This window comes from Paractinoplanes tereljensis, from assembly GCF_016862435.1.
GTDB lineage: Bacteria > Actinomycetota > Actinomycetes > Mycobacteriales > Micromonosporaceae > Actinoplanes > Actinoplanes tereljensis.
Genome location: NZ_BOMY01000034.1, coordinates 361151 through 379510, shown reverse-complemented (window position 1 = coordinate 379510; position 18360 = coordinate 361151). Strand labels below are relative to the sequence as shown.

The following is an 18360-nucleotide window of genomic DNA, read 5'->3' as shown; positions in this document are numbered from 1 at the left end:
CATAGAGTCGGTAACGTGCCCGGAACAGTGCAGTCGATCGAACGGGCCGCCGCGGTCCTGCGCCTGCTGTCGGGCGGATCGGGGCGCCTTCCCCTGGGCGAGATCGCCCGCTCGCTCGACCTGGCCAAAGGCACCACCCACGGCATCCTGCGCACCCTGCAACACGTCGGATTCGTCGAACAGGACCGCGTCTCCGGCCACTACCGGCTCGGCCCCGCCCTGCTGCACCTGGGCGCCAACTACCTGGACGTCAACGAACTGCGCTCCCGCTCGATCAACTGGGCCGACCCGCTCGCGGCACGCAGCGGTGAGGCCGTCCGCATCGGCACCGTCCTGGCCGGACAGGTGCAGGTCGTCCACCATGTCTTCCGCCCCGACGACACCTTCCAGACCCTCGACGTCGGCACGATGCTGCCGCTGCACGCCACCGCGCTCGGCAAGGTGCTCGTCGCCTATCGGGCGGCGGCCGTCGCCCCGCCCCGCGAACTCGACCGCTTCACCCGCCGCACGATCTTGACCCCCCGAGCATTGGCCGCCGAACTCCACCGGGTGCACGAGTCCGGCTGGGCCGCCGACATCGAGGAGATGACCCCCGGCATCGCGGCGGTGGCCGCGCCGATCCGCGGTTACGGCGGCCTGGTGGTCGGCGCGCTGGGCATCAGCGGCCTGGTCGAACGCATCTGCGACAGCCACTACCACCCACATCAGCACCTGGTCGCCTACGTCCGGGACGCGGCCCGCGCCATCTCCCAGGACCTGGGAGCCGCCCGTCGGTAAGGACTCTCATGACCGAGCGTTTCGTAGTCACCATCGACCAGGGCACCACGTCCACCCGGTGCATCGTCTTCGACAGCCGCGGCCGCCTGGTCTCGCTGGCCCAGCACGAACACAAGCAGTACTTTCCCCGGCCCGGCTGGGTGGAGCACGACGCCGCCGAGATCTGGCGCAACGTGGAGCGGCTGGCTCCCGAGGCCCTGCGCCGGGCCGGCATCACCGCCTCCCAGGTGGCCGCCCTCGGCATCGCCAACCAGCGGGAGACCACGGTGCTCTGGGAGCGGGACACCGGTCTCCCCGTCGGCCATGCGATTGTCTGGCAGGACACTCGTACCGATGGCTTGGTCCGGTCTTTGTCTTTGACCGAAGGCGCTGATCAGGTGGAGCACGACTCCGCGCTGCCGATGGCGACCTATTTCTCCGGGCCGCGCGTGCGCTGGCTGCTCGACCATCATCCCGAGCTGAGCGAGCGGGCCGAACACGGCGAGATCCTCTTCGGCACCATGGAGACCTGGCTGATCTGGAAACTGACCGGCGGCCTGCACGTCACGGATGTCACCAACGCCAGCCGCACCATGCTGCTCGACATCCACACCCTCGACTGGTCGCCGGCCGCCCTGGCGTTCTTCGGCATTCCCCGGGCCATGCTGCCCGAGGTAAGACCCTCGGTCGGGGTCTTCGGGACGGCGGTGGCGGCTTTCCCGGGCGTACGCATCGGGGCCGCCCTAGGCGATCAGCAGGCAGCTCTCTTCGGCCAGACCTGCTTCGCGCCCGGCGAGGCCAAATGCACGTATGGCACCGGAAGCTTCCTGCTCCTGAACACCGGCGCCGAGCTGGTCCGCTCCACCCACGGCCTGCTGACCACGGTCGCCTATCAAATGCAAGGACAACCAGCGGCGTACGCGCTGGAAGGCTCGATCGCGATCACGGGTTCCCTGGTGCAGTGGTTCCGGGACCAGCTGGAGCTGATAGCCAGCGCCCCCGAGATAGAGACCTTGGCCCGCACGGTGGCCGACAACGGCGGTTGCTACATCGTCCCGGCGTTCTCCGGCCTGTACGCCCCGTACTGGCGAAGCGAGGCCAGGGGAGTGATAGTCGGCCTGACCTCCTACATCACCAAGGGCCACCTGGCGCGCGCGGTCCTTGAGGCCACGGCGTGGCAGACCCGCGAGGTGGTGGACGCGATGAACGCCGATTCGGGCCTGGACCTGACCACGCTGCGGGTGGACGGCGGCATGACCGCCGACAACCTGCTGATGCAGTTCATCGCCGACGTCCTGGACGTGCCGGTGGTCCGCCCGCTGGCCATCGAGACGGTGTCGCTGGGCGCGGCGTACGCGGCCGGCTTGGCCGTGGGTTACTGGCCCGACCTGGAGGGCCTACGCCAGAACTGGCACCGAGCCGCCCAGTGGCTACCGACCATGGACCCAGCAATCCGCACAGCCGAGTACGGCAACTGGCGCCGAGCGGTAGAGCGAACCTTCGACTGGACCCGCCCGGCCTGAACATAGGACGAGCCGAGCCTCTGGCCGCCCAGCCGGCCGGCGCGGAGATCAGCGGGCCTGACCGCTCGGTAGCCGTATATGCACGGAGCGTCTACGCTCGGATCATGTCCGGGGAGTGGGCCGATCTGCAGGACCTGGTGGAGTCTGTCGCCATAGCCCTGCGTGACGCCCTCAAATCGGAAGCCCCAGGCTCCGAGCCGACGGTGCGGGTGCACTCGGACGAGGATGCGCATGAGCTGATTGTCGAGCTGCCGGGCCTGCAACCGGTCCGGTTGCGTTTGACGGCCGACGTCCTCCGCCGTGCGCACAGCCGAGGGCTGACCCCAATCCAGCTATTGGCCGTGGCCTTCAGCAACCGGAATTCGGAACGATCCGATTCGCATTGGCTGCCTCGGCGCATCGGCGCGACGCTCGTGGAGACGGCACGGAGTGGCGCCGACGAGAGCTCGCGCCTGACTGTTGCTGATCCTGAGGCAACCCGCTACGACGCCGACGCGCTGAGGTCGAAGGTGGTCGCCGCGGTGACGCGGGCGTTGCTGCGGCGCGTCCTGGTTCTGCTCCGCCGGAGGCTCCGGGTTCGGGTCAGGTGTCGACCAGTGACCACATTCCCTCTGCACGGCGGGGACCACTCGGTCCATTGTCACCGCAGCCGCGCACCCAGCACCGCCCGGAAGACCAGCCCATTGGCCTTCCGGGAGTTCGCCGTGCGTTGAACGGACTGCTCCCGATCTCGTTGGGGAGCCTGTCTTGTTACCACCGTGGATCGCCGAGGTGATCGGCCAGTCGCGCGTCGTCGGCATTGCTGCCATGCTGGTCTTTCTGCTCGGCCGACTGCTCTCGCCGCTCAACCTCGCCTGCTGGGTGGCACTTCTGGGCGGTGAACGACGATCCAGCAGGGCGTTCCGGCTCATCGCGCTGCTCCGGGAAGAACATCAGGTCCCGGAGCCGGACGAGGAGGGCCAGCTCGAGTCACCGCCTCCGGCGGCGCATCCGCCGCCGACGACGCCTTGACGCGGGGCCGGCCGCGGTAACGGCCCGCCTGACCGCTCAGGCTGGGTGGGCGGCGACGTAGTCCTGCAGTTCGCGGTGGCGGAACTGGTAGCCGGCGCCGGCGATGCGGAGCAGGCCGGCCCGGTGGCAGGCGTCCAGGAAGCGGCCCAGGCGCCACGGCAGCCAGCGGCGGGTGACGCGGCGGGTCAGCAGCAGCATGGCGGCGTACCGCAGGGTGATGATGCCGGTGCCGGAGGCCAGGGCGATGAGGACCCCGAACCGGAATCCGGACCCGAAACTGGCGAGTACGCCGGTCTGCTCATGCAGGTCTCCACTCGCGGACAGGTAGGCGGTCACGATCCAGCTCCGGATCCCGAAGGCGGCTCCGAACACGAGGGTGAGCGCGATGTCGTTCTGGATGATCGACCGTGGGCTGGCGGTCGCGGCGGGACCGCCGTCCATGAGCCCGAGTACGAGGCCGAGGGTGAGCCCGAACAGCAGGCCCTGTCCGAGGGCCTCGCCGGCATCCCACAGCAGGCCCGACGGCGAGATGTGGGTCAAGCCTTCGAGAGCCAGCTGTAGCCCGAGCCCGAGCCCACCGACCATGGCGAGGATGAGCCGGAGCCGGCCCGCCGGGGTGCGCAGCTGGGCGGGGTCGGCCCGCCGGGGCTTCGGCCACCGCCGGGACCAGGTCCGCCAGATGCCGGTGAACAGGAGGCCGACCAGCAATGCGCTGCCGAAGGACGGCGAGTCCAGCAATTCGTCTAAATACGTATAAAGGTGGTAAAGCCAGAACGGGAGCAGGAGGGTGAATGAGAGCGCGCGCGGCAACCACCGGCCCGCGATCGGCCACAGCTCATGAGGCGCGATGTCGGTGCCGGACAGACGCCGGCCACCCAGCCCCCGATGCGATTGCCGGTTCCGGTTCAGGTGGCCGGCCAGCACCGACAACCAGCGCTGCACCCGCGCCGCGTCGTAGGGAACGCCGGTAACGCTCCGCAGGGTGGCGGGCACGAACATGGCGAGGAGATGATCCCGCACCTTCTCCGCGGTGTTCAGCGCGGGATCGGTCAGCCGGCCAGGATCCATCGGGAACTCGCCGCCCGGCCCGCGCTGCTCGTAGACGGTCACGGCCAGCGTCAGCCGCCACGGGGTGGCCAGGCCGGTCGCCAGCGCACCGTACGGATCACGGTCGATGCGCTCCAGCACCGGCCACCACCGCCGGCCGTAGGCCGCGCGAGACGTGACGAACTGCCGCATCTGCTCGGGGCTCAGCCGCCGGATCTCCAGGTGGGCGGCGTCCGCCAGCCGGTTGCCGCCCTCGACCAGGGCGCGCAGGTGGCCCGTGCGGCAGGTCACGATCAACGGCGCCTTGCCGCGGTACAGCTCGTACGCGTTGAACATCCGCAGTGCCTGCGCCGCCCGGGACTCGTAGCCGGGCCGTTCGGTCGCGTCCAGCTCGTCGAGGCCGTCCACGACCGGCAGCACCAGGCCGGCATCCACCAGGGCCTGCGCGGAGCGGGGCGGCAGCCGGTAGACCTGGACCAGGTGCGCGGCGAGCCACTGCGGCATCTGGACCGTGCCGGGATCCCAGGACGACGCCGACAGGCGTACAGGAACCGGGTCGCCGTCGGCCCGGGCCTCCAGCAGCATCATGATCAGCTCGACCGCCAGCACCGTCTTGCCGGCGCCCGCCTCACCGGCGACCATCATCCGGCGCGGCTGCAGGGCGCGGTAGTGGTCCGCCACCTGGCTCAACCGGCCCGGCCGGCGGGCACCGTCGGCGTACAGGTCGTAGACCACGTCGATGGCGTCACCGGCCCCGCCGAGCAGCTGCCGCCGGGCCTGCTGTTCCCGGCTCAGCACCAGCCCGGCCAGCCGCTTGGTCAGCAGCGCGGTGTCGGCCTGCTGCAGCCGCCAGGCCCGCACCGCGACCACCAGCGACGCGATGCCGACCAGCAACGACGCGAACCCGATGGCCGCACCGAGCGGATCGACGTCGCCCAGCGTCAGGGACCCGAGCGTCGACAGCCCCACGACTAGCGCGAGCATTGCCACGACAGCGAACGCCACACCGCGTAACCGTTGTCCATGCACGACCGACCATGTTGGCGAAGTTCCCGCCGGAAGGAAATCCCCGATTCGGGCGTTGCCATCCGGCTGCGCCACCCCGCCGGGCCTTCATGTTCTGGACGCCGGGCGGTCAGGCGCCGGTCACCACCACGGACACCATTGTCGCGTTGAGTAGTCCCATCATTCTCGGCCAGCAGATGCGGTGACATGTTCGGGCTCATGATCGGTGCCGTTGCGGTGGCGTGGGGTGTCGTGATCGCCATGCTCGACCAGCCCGGCGCGTTCTCCGGACGACACCTCAACCGGCTGTGCACGGCCTTGCTGATCGGCTGCGCGGTGGTCACCGTCACCGGCGGCGTGGCCGCGGCGACGATCTACCGGTAGCCGTTGCCATCCACCGGCTGAGCGGTCAGCCCAGCGCAGCGGCGGCGGCCCGCAGGTCGTCCAGGGCTGCTCGGGTGAGGCGTGCCAGTTCCTCGCCGGTGTCGTGGTCGCCCTCGGACCAGGTGGCGAAGCCGCGCTTGAAGGCCAGCACGCCCAGCTCGCCGGCGAGGGCCGCGGTGGGGCCGGGCACGCCCCGGGCGACCAGGGCGGCGGTCATCGCGGCGGCCAGGCTGACGCTCTTGAGCGCGTCGCGTTCCTGCAGTTCGGCGCTGGCCGCGACGGCCGCCTTCACCCGCGGTGCCAGCTCGCGGTTCACCGGGCCCATCGCCATCGACGCCCGTTCGAGGCCGGCCGCGATCGCCTCGAGCGGGCCGGCCCCGGCCGGTGCCTCGGCGATGCCCTCGGTCAGCAGCAGGCTCAGCGCTTCCTGCCCGGCCACCAGCAGCTCGCGCTTGTCGGCGAAGTGCCGGAAGAACGTGCTCTTGGTGACGCCGGCCCGCTCGGCGATCTGCGCGACAGTGGTGGCGTCGTAGCCCTGCTCGGTGAACAGGTCGACGGCGGCCAGCACGAGGCGTTCGCGTGCGCCCGGTTCCCATCTACCCATGGGTTACATCATAGGTGATGGGACAACAGTCCCATCGCGGTGTAGCGTTTGACGGGACAAGAGTCCCATCACTTGCGGGAGAGCTTCCATGCACGTCTTCATCACCGGTGGCACCGGCCTGATCGGCACCGCCGTCGTCACCGAGCTGCTCGGCCACGGCCACACCGTCCTCGCGCTCGCCCGTTCCGACGCGTCCGCCCAGGCCCTCGAGAAGGCCGGCGCCGAGCCGCTGCGCGGAAGCCTCGCCGACCTGGACGCCGTGCGGGCCGGGGCGGCCCGTGCCGACGGCGTGATCCACCTGGCCTTCTCCAACGACTTCAGCAGTGCCGACGCGGTCGCGCGGTCAGTCGCCGAGGAGACCGCCGCCCTGACCAGCCTGGGGGAGGAGCTGCGGGGCAGCGACCGGCCGCTGGTCACGGTGTCCGGCACGCCGTGGGTGCCGGGCCGGCTGTCGGTCGAGACCGATCCGCTGCCGACCGACGGCATCGTCGGTGGCCGGGGCCGCACGGTCACCGCGATCCTCGGGCTGACCGGGGTGCGGACCTCGGCCATCCGGCTCCCGCGCACGGTGCACAACAACGGTGCCGGTGGCTTCGCCGGGTTGCTGACCCAGATCGCCCGGCAGGCCGGGGTCTCCGGTTACCCGGGGGACGGCACTCAGCGCTGGCCGGCCGTGCACGCGCTCGACGCGGCCGTGCTCTTCCGGCTCGCGCTGGAGCAGGCGCCGGCCGGGACGGCCTGGCACGCCGTGGCCGACGAGGGCGATCAGGTGCGGGACATCGCCGCGGTGATCGGGCGGCGGCTCGGCCTCCCGGTCCAGCCGCTGCCGGAGGAGAACTTCGGGCCGCTCGGCGCGATCTTCGCCACCGACCAGCCGTCGTCCAGTGTCTACACCCAGGAAAAACTCGGCTGGAAGCCCGTACACCCGAGTCTGTTGGCGGACCTGGAGAACATCCGGCCGTAAGAAAGAAAGAAGGCGGGGGGCCTTGGCCCCCCGCCGAAAAAACCTAGCCCTTGACGCTGCCGGCCAGCAGGCCGCGGACGAAGAACCGCTGCAGCAGCAGGAACACCGTCACCGGGACGATGATCGAGACGAAGGCACCCGCCGAGAGGAGCTGCCAGGCAGTGCCTCGCGTACCGCTCAGGTTGGCCAGTTGCAGGGTGATCGGTGCTACCTCGTTGCCGCCGCCGGCGAAGACCAGCGCGACAAGCAGGTCGTTCCAGGTCCACAGGAACTGGAAAATGCCGAATGCCGCCAGTGCGGGGGTGAGCAGTGGCAGCATCACTTTGAAGAAGATCGATACATGGCCGGCGCCGTCGATCCGGGCGGCCTCGATCAGGGTGGCCGGGATCTCCTGCATGAAGTTGTGCAGCAGGTAGATGGCGAGCGGCAGGGCGAACGTCGAGTGGGCCAGCCACAGCGTCCAGAACGTGCCGGTGAGGTGCAGCTTCACGAAGATCTCGAGAATCGGGATCAGGGTGACCTGCAGTGGCACGATCTGCAGCGCGAAGATGGCCAGGAACAGGAAGTTCTTGCCCTTGAAGTTGATCCAGGCGAAGGCGTACGCGGAGATCGACGCCAGCGCGAGCGGGATCAGCACCGCGGGGATGCAGATCACCAGCGAGTTGACGAAGTAGTCGCCCAGGTTGACGCCACCGTCCTGGCCGAACACCGCCTTGTAGTTCTCCATCGTGACCTGCGGGTCACTGAAGAACGTCCACCAGCCGGTGCGCTTGATCGCCCGCTCCGGCCGGAACGAGGAGACCAGCAGGCCGAACGTGGGGAGTGTCCACAGCACCGCGATCACGATCGCGGCCAGGGACGCCCACGGCGAGCTGAGCTTCTTCTTGGCGATCGAGGCGGCCGTCTCCGGCTTCGGCTTGAGGGCCGGGTCGGTCGTCAGCGGAGTAACGGTGCTCATCATGCCTCCGACGATTGACGGACCTGGCGGATGTTGTACGCCACGATCGGGATGACCAGGATGAACAGCAGCACCGCGAGCGCGGCACCGAGACCCTGGTTGTCGGCCCGGAACGTCTGGCTGTAGAACTCGTTCGCCACGACGTTGGTCTTGAACTGGCCGCCGGTCATGGTGCGGACGATGTCGAAGACCTTCAGCGTGCCGATACCGATGGTGGTGAGCACGACCACGACGGTCGGGCGCACGCTCGGCAGCGTGATGTTCCGGAACATGCTCCACGCGTTGACGCCATCGAGCCGCGCGGCCTCGATGATGTCGTCCGGGATCGCCTTGATGGCCGCCGAGAGGATGGTCATGGCGAAGCCGGCCTGGATCCAGATCATCACGACGATCAGCAGGAACGTGTTGAGTGGTGACTCGATCAGCAGCTGGACCGGCTTTCCGCCGAGCCAGACGATGATCTGGTTGATCAGGCCGATCTGCTTCACGTTGCCCTGGTCGGGCCGGTACTCGTACATGAACTTCCAGATGACCGAGGCCGCCACGAAAGAGATCGACATCGGCAGGAAGATCAGGGCCTTGGCCACCGATTCGAACGGCGACCGGTCCACCAGAATGGCGTACAGGAGGCCGACCGCGGTTGCCACGAATGGCGTGAGCACCACCCAGAACACCGTGTTGCGCAGGACGGTGAGTTCGTCCTTGTCACTGAAGATGGTTTTGTAGTTGTCAAAACCGATGAAGCCCTTGCCGGCCGCGTCGAAGAACGACTCGTAGATGGTCCGCAGGCCCGGATAGACCAGGCCGACCAGCAGCAGCAGCACGGCGGGCGCGAGGTACAGGTACCCCACCCATTTGTCGCCGCGCTTGCCGCGGCCGAGTCGTCCGGCGATGAAGAGAATGACGCCCATGATGGCGGCGAACAGCAGGAGTGCCGCGAGCATCTGGAGAAGCTTGCCTGGGGTGGTGGAGGCGGCATTGAACACGCGACCCGAACCTCCTTCGTGCTTATTTCAGAGGAGAGAGGGTAGGGCCGGCCGGGAGATTTTTCCTCCCGACCGGCCCCGGTGGAGCTATTCAAACCAATTGCTTACTTCGGCCAGGCCTTTTCGATGTTGTCCACCGTGGTCTTGGTGTCCTGGCCGGTGATCCAGTTGGTGGCCTGCTTCCAGAACGCGTCCGAGCCGACCGCGGCGGGCATCTGGTCGGAACCGTCGAACCGGAACTGGGTCGCCGGGTCGAGCAGGATCGTAGCCGCCAGCTTGTCGATCGGGTTGGTCAGGTTGTTCGGGTCGAGGCCCTTGTTGGCGGTGACCCAGCCGCTGGACAGCTTGGCCTTGGTGTTGGCCCAGGTGTCCGACGACAGGTAGGTCTGGAACGCCTTGACCTCGGGGCGGTCCGCGAAGGCCACCACGAACTCGCCGCCGCCGAGAACCGGCTTGCTGCTGGCGTCCTTGCCGGGCAGGTAGAACGCGAAGACGTCGCCGTCCTCGGCCACCTTGGTCTTCTTGTCGAAGTTGGCCGCGTAGAAGCTGGCCTGGCGGTGCATGAAGCAGGTGCCTTCGGTGATCGGCAGGCCGGCGTCCTGGAACGTCGTGGTGGCGATGCTCTTCACGTCGCCGAGGCCGCCGTTGACGTACTTGTCGTTCTTCAGGTAGGCACCGACGGCGTCAAGCGCGGCCGTGGGCTCGGCGCTGTTGAACGCGATCGTGTGGTTGACCCACTTGTCGTACTCCTCCGGGCCGTACAGCCGGAGCATGAAGTCTTCCATCCAGTCGGTGATCGGCCAGCCCGTGGCGTCACCGGAGGAGATGCCCGCGCACCACGGCTTGGCGCCGGTGGCGGCGATCTTGTCGCTCAGCGCCTTGAGCTCGTCGAGCGTGGTGGGGACCGTGTAGCCGGCGTCCTTGAAGTCGGTCGGCGAGTACCACACCAGGGACTTCACGCTGGCACCCAGCGGGGCACCGTAGAACTTGCCGTCGACTGTGGCGTAGGCCTTCCAGTCCTTGCCCCAGAACTTGTCGACATTGGCCGAGACCTCGTCGGGCGCCACGACCGCCTTGCCGGTGGCCACGAGCTGCTTGACCAGGCCGGGCTGCGGCACGATCGCGAGGTCCGGCGGGTTGCCGGCCTTGGCGCGCACCAGGATCTGGGTCTCGAAGGACTTGTCACCCTCGTACTTCACCGTGGCACCGGTGCAGCTCTCGAAGGGCTTGTACGAGTTGATGTGCGGGGTGTCCTCAGGGGTGACGATTCCGGTGTAGATCGAGATCGTCTTGCCCTTGATGTCCCCGAACTTGGTGTATGGCGAACAGTCGATCGCCGACGCCGAGGCGTCGGTCGTCGTGTCGCTGTCGGAGTCATCGCTGCCACCGCAGGCTGCCACGCTGAAAATCAGCCCGGCGCTCAGCGTGCCGGCGAGCACGGCCCGAAAACGCGGGCTCGTAGGTTGACCGAACATACCGCTCCCTATGTCAAATCGCGCCTCCGACGTCCGAAGACGTCGCCGTCCGAAGCGCTACTTGGCTCACAGTCAAGAGGTAACCGGGACGTTGCGCAATGATTTCCGCTTGATCGACTCGGTAACGATACGGCAGCGGTGTCCCGATCACCTTAACCGGTTAAGGGAGAACCGCTGGTCACGCCCCCAAAGCCCCTCTGAGGACCCTAGTCGCAAAGCGGCCGCCCCGCCGGGATATCTGGGATATCCGATGGGACGGCCGGTGTGTCTCGGCTAAAACGGGCTTACCCGGCGATTGCCAAGTATTTGTAACCGAGGCGCGCCATCCGGTCGGCGTCCAGCACGTGCCGGCCGTCGAGCAGGATCGGAGTGCGCATGAGGCCGACGAACTTGCTCCAGTCCAGCTCGAGGTATTGCGCCCACTCGGTTACCAGCACAACCGCGTCGCAGTCGTCGAACAGGGCGTCGATGGTGTCGCTGAAATAGGGGGCCAGATCGGGCTGCTCACGCTTGAAGCGCTCGCCCGCGATCGGGTCGTGCAGCCGCACCCGGGCACCCCGGGCCAGCAGCAGATTGGCGATGTCGAGCGACGGCGAGTCGCGCAGGTCGTCGGTGTTGGGCTTGAACGCCACGCCGAGCAGGCCGATCTTGCGGCCCTTGAGGATGCGCAGCTCGTCCTGCAGCCGCTCGACCGCGATCAGCCGCTGCCGGTCGTTGACCTCGCGGGCGGCCTGGACGATCGGCATCGAGTAGTTGTACTCGGCCGCGGTGGCGATCAGGGCCTTGGTGTCCTTGCCGAAGCAGGAGCCGCCCCAGCCGACGCCGGCCTGCAGGAAGCGCGAGCCGATCCGCTGGTCCAGCCCCATGCCCCGGGTGACCTCGGTGATGTCGGCGCCGACCTTGGCGGCCAGCTGGCCGATCTCGTTCGCGTAGCTGATCTTCAGAGCCAGGAACGCGTTGGCCGCGTATTTGATCAGCTCGGCCGAGGCGAGGTCGGTGGAGACCAGCGGGACCGCGCCGATGTCGTCCGGGCGCGGCGAGAAGCTCGGCGCCGTGAACGTCTGGTTGATGATCGGCCGGTAGAGCTGGTTGAGCACCTCGAGGCTGCGCGGATTGTCCGACCCGATCACGATCCGGTCGGGGAAGAGGGTGTCGTGGATCGCGTTGCCCTCACGCAGGAACTCGGGATTGGAAGCCACCGAGAATTCGCAGCCGGCGGGCCGGTCGGCGCGCTGCGCGAACGACTCCCGGAGAATCGCGTCCACCCAGTTCCCGCTGCCGATCGGCACTGTCGACTTGTTCACCACCACGGTGAAGTCGTGGTCGAGATTGCCCGCCACGCTCTCCGCGGCCGAGCGCAGATAACGCAGGTCAGGGCTGCCGTCGGGGGCCGACGGGGTCTGCACGGCGACGAACACCACATCCGCGCCCGGTACGCCGTCGGAGTAGCTGGTGGTGAAGGTCAGATTGCCGGCCGCCTCGGCGAGCAGCTCGTCCATCCCCGGCTCGTAGATCGGGCAGCGTCCGCCGTTGAGCATGTCGACTTTGTGCTGGTCAAGATCGACGCAGGTCACCTGGTGCCCGAGGAAAGCGAGACTCACCCCGGTGGTGAGGCCGACATAGCCGGTACCGACGACGCAAACCTTCATGTAACGCTCCTCCACCGCCGGCCCGATCCGCTTGCCGGATCGTGTCTACCCCCGGTGTCGCTCGTGCAATCAGGCCAGAGGATACACGGCGCGGAAAACGCATCCAGGTGACCAAAACGTCCATCAGGTTGACGGTAAGTGGTCGCCCCATTTCGCGGTGTTGCTGAACGTTTTTAAGCAATTTAACGGCGTCAATTCCAAGAACGGGATGACAAAGGCGCGGTGCGGCCGGGGCCGGGACGGCCAAAATATCCACGATTGTCAACTCCGGGTTTCCAGGTCTTGACAGGGATGTGTCCGGCACCCGACGCTTCTGGGAGCGCTCCCATGTGCACGTACGTCAATGGAAGGTGCCGGATGAGAAGGCTTGCCCTTGGAGGGGCTGTCGCCGCCCTGTTAGTCGGGGCGGTGGCGGTCGCCCTGGCCCAGCCCAACACGGCCTCGGCCGCCGCGGCTGACCCGTACAACTGGAAGAACGTCCGGATCGACGGAGGCGGCTTCGTCCCAGCCGTCGTCTTCAACCCGGGCGAGAAGAACCTGATCTACGCGCGCACCGACATCGGTGGCGCCTACCGATGGAACGAGACCGGCCAGAGCTGGACACCGCTGCTCGACTGGGTCGGCCAGAACAACTGGGGTTACAACGGCGTGCTGTCCATCGCGCCCGACCCGGTCGACACCAACCGGGTCTACGCGGCGGTCGGCATGTACACCAACGACTGGGATCCGAACAACGGCGCCATCCTGCGCTCGTCGGACAAGGGCAACACCTGGCAGATCACCACGCTGCCGTTCAAGAACGGCGGCAACATGCCCGGCCGCGGCGTCGGCGAGCGGCTCGCCGTCGACCCGAACAACAACAAGAACGTGTACTTCGCGGCCGAGGGCGGCAACGGCCTCTACCGCAGCACCGACTACGGCGTGACGTTCAGCAAGGTGACCGCGTTCCCGAACGCCGGCAACTACGTGCAGGACGCGGCCGACACCAACAACTACCTCAACCAGAACCAGGGTCTGAGCTGGGTCACGTTCGGTGCCGCCAACCGCATCTTCGTCGGCGTCGGCGACAAGGCCAACCCGGTCTACACCTCGGCCGACGGCGGGACCACCTGGACCCGGATCGCCGGCCAGCCAACCGGCTATCTCGCGCACAAGGGCGTCGTGCAGGGCGACTATCTCTACATCGCCACCAGCGACACCGGCGGACCGTACGACGGTGCCGCCGGACAGGTCTGGAAATACCAGATCAGCACGGGTACGTGGACCGACATCACGCCGACCCCGGCCGCCGACGCGTACTACGGCTACTCCGGGCTCACCGTCGACCCGCTCAAGCCCGGCACCCTGATGGTCGCCACCCAGATCTCCTGGTGGCCGGACGCGATCTTCTTCCGCAGCACCGACTACGGGGCCACCTGGACCCGGGCCTGGGACTGGACGAGCTACCCCAGCATGTCCAAGCGGTACACGATCGACATCTCGGCCAACCCGTGGCTCGACTTCAACCAGAACCCGCAGCCGCCGGAGGCCACCCCGAAGCTCGGCTGGATGAACGAGACCCTCGCGATCGACCCGTTCAACTCCAACCGGCTGTTCTACGGCACCGGCGCCACCGTTTACAGCACGTCGAACCTGACGAACTGGGACACCGGCTCGACCATCACGATCAAGCCGCTGGCCAAGGGCCTCGAGGAGACCGCGGTGCTCGACCTGGCCGCCCCGCCGACCGGTGCGCCGCTGGTCAGCGCGCTCGGCGACATCGGCGGCTTCTACCACGCGTCGCTCGACGCGGTGCAGGCCAGTTTCCACGACACCCCGTCGCTGGGCAGCAACACGTCTCTCGACTTCGCCGAACTCACGCCCACGGTGTTCGCGCGAGTCGGAAACGCTGATGCGGCCCCGCACATCGGGATCAGCTCCGACGGCGGCAAGAACTGGTACCAGGGTCAAGAGCCGTCGGGGGTGACCGGCGGCGGAACCATCGCGGTCGGTGCCGACGCCGGGTACATGGTCTGGTCGCCGCAGGGAACCGGGGTTTACTACTCGACCACCCGAGGAAGCTCGTGGACCGCCTCCTCCGGCCTGCCGGCCGGCGCGATCGTCGAATCGGACCGGGTCAACCCCAAGACCTTCTACGCGTACGCCGCGGGGAAGTTCTACACCAGCAAGGACGGCGGGGCGACGTTCACCGCGTCGTCGGTAACGCTGCCCACCACTGGCCGGCTGCACTTGAAGGCCGTACCGGGAACTGAGGGTGAGGTTTGGGTCTCTGGCGAAAGTGGACTGTTCAAATCCACCGACGCAGGCGTCACCTTCACCAAGGTCACCTCGGTGACCTCGGGCATCAACGTCGCCTTCGGCAAGGCCGCCCCGGGCCAAGCGCACAAGGCGATCTTCCTGGTCGGCACGGTCGACGGCGTTACCGGCGTCTTCCGCTCCGACGACGCCGGCACCTCGTGGGTCCGGATCAACGACGACGCCCACCAGTACGGCAACGCCGGCGACGCACTCGCCGGTGACCCGAACGTCTTCGGGCGGGTCTACCTGGGCACCAACGGCCGCGGCATCTTCTACGCGGACCGGACGACGACGGCCACCACGGCGCCGACGACGTCACCGACCGTGACGCCGACCACCACCTCGCCGACGGTGTCGCCGTCCACGTCATCGCCTTCACCGACCACGTCACCGACCACGTCGCCCACCACCCCCGCCACCGGGGGCTGCACCGCGACCTACAAGGTGACCGGCCAGTGGGGCGGCGGCTTCCAGGGTGAGGTCGTCGTTCAGAACACCGGCTCCGCGGCCACCAAGAGCTGGGCCGTGAGCTGGACGTTCACCGGTGGCCAGGTCGTCTCGCAGGTCTGGAACGGCACCGGCACCCAGACCGGCACCGGCGTCCGCGTCGTGAACGCCTCCTACAACGGCACGCTCGCCGCGAACGGGTCCACCACGTTCGGCTTCCTGGCGAGCTCGGTCGGCACCACCAACCCGGTTCCCTCCCCGATCACCTGCTCAGCGTCCAGCTGAGTCGCTCCCCAACCCCCACGAAAGGAATCCCCCGTGCTCCCACGAGAGAGACGCCTGAGGCGCTTGCGCCGAGGGCTGGCAGTCGGTGGCACCGTCGTCCTCGGTGCCGGCGTTGCCCTGGCCGCGGGTGTCCCCGCCCAAGCGGCGGCCGGCTGCACCGTGGTCTACAAGGTGCAGAGCCAGTGGTCCGGCGGCTTCACCGGCGACATCCAGATCACCAACTCCGGTGACCCGGTGAGCAGCTGGAAGCTCGAGTACGACTTCCCGGACGCCGCGCAGAAGGTGGCCCAGGGCTGGAACGGCGTCTATACGCAGTCCGGCGCGCACGTCACGGTGAACAACGCGAGCTGGAACGGCAGCATCGGCACCAACGCCACGGTGGGTACCGGCTTCAACGGCACCTTCGGGACGGCCAACCCGGTGCCGACGGCGTTCAGCCTCAACGGCACCGCGTGCAACGGCGCGGCCGCCGCGCCGACTGTGGCGATCTCGTCGCCGGCCGCGAACACCCGGTACACCGCGCCGGCCAGCATCCCGATCGCGGCCACCGCGACCGCGGCCACCGGCCAGACGATCAGCAAGGTCGAGTTCTACCACGACGGCCTGCTGATCAACACCGATACGGCCGCGCCGTACGCGTACACCTGGAGCGGGGTGCCGGCCCAGACCGCCGCGTACCACCTGCAGGCCGTCTCGTACGACAGTGCCGGCACCAAGAGCAGCACGGCCGACGTGCCGGTCTTCGTCGACGCCAGCACCTCGCCGGCGATCGTCGCGGACGCCACCAGCGTCACCGTGTCGCCCGGCGGTACCTCGACGTACAAGCTGGCGCTGTCCTCGGCGCCGAGCGCGAACGTCACCGTGGCCGTCGCGCGCAGCGCCGGTGTCACCACGGTGTCGGCGACCCCGGCGTCGCTGACCTTCACCCCGGCCAACTACGCAACCGGCCAGACCGTCACGGTCGCCGCCACCAGCGCGGCCGCGGCCGGCACCAATGCCACCTTCGCGGCCACCGCGACCGGTTACACGACCGTCTCGGTGCAGGCCAACGTGGTGACGGCGGGTGCGGTCGACGCCCGGTTCACTCAGCTGTACAACGACATCAAGCTCCCGGCCAACGGTTACTTCAGCCCCGAGGGCGTGCCGTACCACTCGATCGAGACACTGATCGACGAGGCGCCCGACCAGGGTCACGAGACCACCTCCGAGGCGTTCAGCTACTGGCTGTGGCTCGAGGCCGAGCACGGGAACGCCACCGAGGACTGGGCGCCGTTCAACGCGGCCTGGTCGACGATGGAGAAGTACATCATTCCGTCGCACGCCGACCAGCCCACCAACGCGAACTACAACGCGTCGAAGCCGGCTACCTACGCGGCTGAGTACCCGTTGCCGTCGCAGTACCCGTCGGCGCTGGACACCAGCGTCTCGGTCGGTTCCGACCCGCTCGCGTCCGAGTTGAAGAGCGCGTACGGCACCGACGACATCTACGGCATGCACTGGCTGCTGGACGTCGACAACGTCTACGGCTTCGGGCACTGCGGTGACAAGACCACCCGGGTCGCGTACATCAACACCTTCCAGCGCGGACAGCAGGAGTCGACGTGGGAGACCGTCCCGCAGCCGTCCTGCGACACGTTCACCGCCGGCGGCCCGAACGGCTACCTGGACCTGTTCACCAAGGACTCCAGCTACGCCAAGCAGTGGAAGTACACCAACGCGCCGGACGCGGACTCGCGCGCGGTGCAGGCGGCGTACTGGGCGTACACCTGGGCGACCGCGCAGGGTAAGGGCTCGCAGATCTCCGCCGCGGTGGCCAACGCCGCCAAGATGGGCGACTACCTGCGGTACTCGTTCTACGACAAGTACTTCAAGCAGCCCGGTTGCACCTCGACCAGCTGCGCGGCGGGCACCGGCAAGAACGCCTCCAACAACCTGATGTCCTGGTACTACGCCTGGGGCGGTGCGACCGACACCAGCGCCGGCTGGGCGTGGCGGATCGGCTCGAGCACGAGCCACTTCGGTTACCAGAACCCGATGGCCGCCTACATCCTGTCCAACGTCAGTGCGTTCGCTCCCAAGGGCGCGACCGCGAAGGCGGACTGGCAGGCCAGCCTGAACCGGCAGCTCGAGTTCTACCAGTGGCTGCAGTCGTCCGAGGGTGCCATCGCCGGTGGTGCCACCAACAGCTGGAACGGCAACTACTCGGCGCCGCCGTCCGGCACCCCGACGTTCTACGGCCTGGCCTACGTCGAGGCCCCGGTCTACGCCGACCCGCCGTCCAACCAGTGGTTCGGCATGCAGACCTGGTCGCTGGAGCGGCTGGCCGAGTATTACTACACGACCGGTGACGCCAAAGCCAAGTCGGTGCTGGACAAGTGGGTCCCGTGGGCCCTGGCCAACTCGACCATCAGCGCCACCAGCTTCTCCATCCCGTCCGACATGTCGTGGTCCGGCAAGCCCAACACCTGGGTGCCGGCCAGCCCGACCGCCAACACCGGTCTGCACGTGACGGTGACCAGCAAGGGCCAGGACCTCGGTGTGGCGGGCTCGTTCGCCAAGCTGCTGACCTACTACGCGGCCAAGTCCGGGGACACCGCGGCCAAGACGGCCGCGAAGAACCTGCTCGACGCGATCTGGACGAAGAAGGACGCCAAGGGCGTGTCGGTCACCGAGACCCGCGCCGACTACAACCGGTTCGACGACGTCTACAACGCCTCGACCGGCCAGGGCCTCTACATCCCGCCGGGCTGGACCGGCAAGATGCCGAACGGCGACGTGATCGCCCCCGGAAAGTCCTTCCTGGACATCCGCTCCTTCTACAAGAACGACCCGGACTTCCCCAAGGTCCAGGCGTACCTCAACGGCGGTGCGGCACCGACGTTCAACTACCACCGCTTCTGGGCTCAGGTCGACGTCGCCACCGGCTACGCCGACTTCGCCCGGCTGTTCCCGAACGGTTGAGAGGAGG

Annotated in this window: 14 protein-coding genes; 8 read left to right on the top strand and 6 right to left on the bottom strand. The window is 68.1% G+C overall.

Annotated features, from left to right (window positions below; all coding sequences use genetic code 11):
- The first annotated feature begins 15 nt into the window (after positions 1 to 15).
- The 4 genes from Ate02nite_RS26835 (at position 16) to Ate02nite_RS26820 (ending at position 3290) form a co-directional block, all read left to right on the top strand.
- Positions 16 to 777 carry an IclR family transcriptional regulator gene (locus Ate02nite_RS26835; RefSeq protein ID WP_203810278.1) on the top strand — a complete coding sequence of 254 codons (762 nt, stop codon included), beginning with the start codon at positions 16 to 18 and terminating at the stop codon, positions 775 to 777.
- Between the two features lie 8 nt (positions 778 to 785).
- Positions 786 to 2279 (top strand): glycerol kinase GlpK, encoded by a 1494-nt coding sequence (gene glpK, locus Ate02nite_RS26830; protein ID WP_203810276.1) that lies wholly within the window; start codon positions 786 to 788, stop codon positions 2277 to 2279.
- A 104-nt stretch (positions 2280 to 2383) separates the two neighbouring features.
- Entirely contained in the window at positions 2384 to 2992 is a 609-nt protein-coding gene (locus Ate02nite_RS26825; protein WP_203810274.1) for a hypothetical protein, read from the top strand.
- 34 nt (positions 2993 to 3026) lie between these two features.
- A complete protein-coding gene (locus tag Ate02nite_RS26820) occupies positions 3027 to 3290 on the top strand; it encodes a hypothetical protein (protein ID WP_203810272.1) in 264 nt (87 codons plus the stop codon).
- Positions 3291 to 3326: 36 nt separating this feature from the next.
- On the opposite strand, the gene Ate02nite_RS26815 is transcribed toward Ate02nite_RS26820, so the two are convergent.
- Positions 3327 to 5342 (bottom strand): NACHT domain-containing protein, encoded by a 2016-nt coding sequence (locus Ate02nite_RS26815; RefSeq protein ID WP_203810270.1) that lies wholly within the window; start codon positions 5340 to 5342, stop codon positions 3327 to 3329.
- 219 nt (positions 5343 to 5561) lie between these two features.
- Between Ate02nite_RS26815 and Ate02nite_RS26810 the strand changes: the two genes are divergently transcribed.
- Positions 5562 to 5726 carry a hypothetical protein gene (locus Ate02nite_RS26810; RefSeq protein ID WP_203810268.1) on the top strand — a complete coding sequence of 55 codons (165 nt, stop codon included), beginning with the start codon at positions 5562 to 5564 and terminating at the stop codon, positions 5724 to 5726.
- 25 nt (positions 5727 to 5751) lie between these two features.
- Here Ate02nite_RS26810 and Ate02nite_RS26805 read toward each other — a convergent pair whose 3' ends face one another.
- Positions 5752 to 6330 carry a TetR/AcrR family transcriptional regulator gene (locus tag Ate02nite_RS26805; RefSeq protein ID WP_203810266.1) on the bottom strand — a complete coding sequence of 193 codons (579 nt, stop codon included), beginning with the start codon at positions 6328 to 6330 and terminating at the stop codon, positions 5752 to 5754.
- Between the two features lie 88 nt (positions 6331 to 6418).
- Here Ate02nite_RS26805 and Ate02nite_RS26800 point away from each other — a divergent pair, with 88 nt between their 5' ends.
- A complete protein-coding gene (locus tag Ate02nite_RS26800) occupies positions 6419 to 7294 on the top strand; it encodes an SDR family oxidoreductase (RefSeq protein WP_203810264.1) in 876 nt (291 codons plus the stop codon).
- Between the two features lie 43 nt (positions 7295 to 7337).
- Here Ate02nite_RS26800 and Ate02nite_RS26795 read toward each other — a convergent pair whose 3' ends face one another.
- The 4 genes from Ate02nite_RS26795 to Ate02nite_RS26780 form a co-directional block, all read right to left on the bottom strand.
- A complete protein-coding gene (locus Ate02nite_RS26795; protein WP_203810458.1) occupies positions 7338 to 8252 on the bottom strand; it encodes a carbohydrate ABC transporter permease in 915 nt (304 codons plus the stop codon).
- A complete protein-coding gene (locus tag Ate02nite_RS26790; protein WP_203810456.1) occupies positions 8252 to 9196 on the bottom strand; it encodes a carbohydrate ABC transporter permease in 945 nt (314 codons plus the stop codon). The genes Ate02nite_RS26795 and Ate02nite_RS26790 overlap by 1 nt, the downstream gene beginning before the upstream one ends.
- Positions 9197 to 9342: 146 nt before the next feature.
- Complete coding sequence (locus tag Ate02nite_RS26785) at positions 9343 to 10713, bottom strand: ABC transporter substrate-binding protein (RefSeq protein ID WP_203810262.1); 1371 nt, start codon at positions 10711 to 10713, stop codon at positions 9343 to 9345.
- Between the two features lie 284 nt (positions 10714 to 10997).
- A complete protein-coding gene (locus Ate02nite_RS26780; protein WP_203810260.1) occupies positions 10998 to 12362 on the bottom strand; it encodes a UDP-glucose dehydrogenase family protein in 1365 nt (454 codons plus the stop codon).
- 357 nt (positions 12363 to 12719) lie between these two features.
- Here Ate02nite_RS26780 and Ate02nite_RS26775 point away from each other — a divergent pair, with 357 nt between their 5' ends.
- On the top strand, positions 12720 to 15392 hold the full coding sequence (locus Ate02nite_RS26775; protein WP_203810258.1) for a cellulose binding domain-containing protein: 2673 nt from the start codon (positions 12720 to 12722) through the stop codon (positions 15390 to 15392).
- A gap of 33 nt (positions 15393 to 15425) precedes the next feature.
- The gene (locus tag Ate02nite_RS26770) at positions 15426 to 18353 is read left to right on the top strand and encodes a glycoside hydrolase family 48 protein (RefSeq protein WP_438871255.1); all 2928 of its coding nucleotides are present in this window, start codon (positions 15426 to 15428) and stop codon (positions 18351 to 18353) included.
- The last annotated feature ends 7 nt before the right edge of the window (positions 18354 to 18360 follow it).

Coding starts and splice junctions, on each gene's coding strand:
- glpK (WP_203810276.1), top strand. CDS start 786: ATGACCGAGCGTTTCGTAGTCACCATCGACCAGGGCACCACGTCCACC.
- Ate02nite_RS26825 (WP_203810274.1), top strand. CDS start 2,384: ATGTCCGGGGAGTGGGCCGATCTGCAGGACCTGGTGGAGTCTGTCGCC.
- Ate02nite_RS26810 (WP_203810268.1), top strand. CDS start 5,562: ATGATCGGTGCCGTTGCGGTGGCGTGGGGTGTCGTGATCGCCATGCTC.
- Ate02nite_RS26805 (WP_203810266.1), bottom strand. CDS start 6,330: ATGGGTAGATGGGAACCGGGCGCACGCGAACGCCTCGTGCTGGCCGCC.
- Ate02nite_RS26800 (WP_203810264.1), top strand. CDS start 6,419: ATGCACGTCTTCATCACCGGTGGCACCGGCCTGATCGGCACCGCCGTC.
- Ate02nite_RS26795 (WP_203810458.1), bottom strand. CDS start 8,252: ATGAGCACCGTTACTCCGCTGACGACCGACCCGGCCCTCAAGCCGAAG.
- Ate02nite_RS26790 (WP_203810456.1), bottom strand. CDS start 9,196: ATGCTCGCGGCACTCCTGCTGTTCGCCGCCATCATGGGCGTCATTCTC.
- Ate02nite_RS26785 (WP_203810262.1), bottom strand. CDS start 10,713: ATGTTCGGTCAACCTACGAGCCCGCGTTTTCGGGCCGTGCTCGCCGGC.
- Ate02nite_RS26780 (WP_203810260.1), bottom strand. CDS start 12,362: ATGAAGGTTTGCGTCGTCGGTACCGGCTATGTCGGCCTCACCACCGGG.
- Ate02nite_RS26775 (WP_203810258.1), top strand. CDS start 12,720: ATGAGAAGGCTTGCCCTTGGAGGGGCTGTCGCCGCCCTGTTAGTCGGG.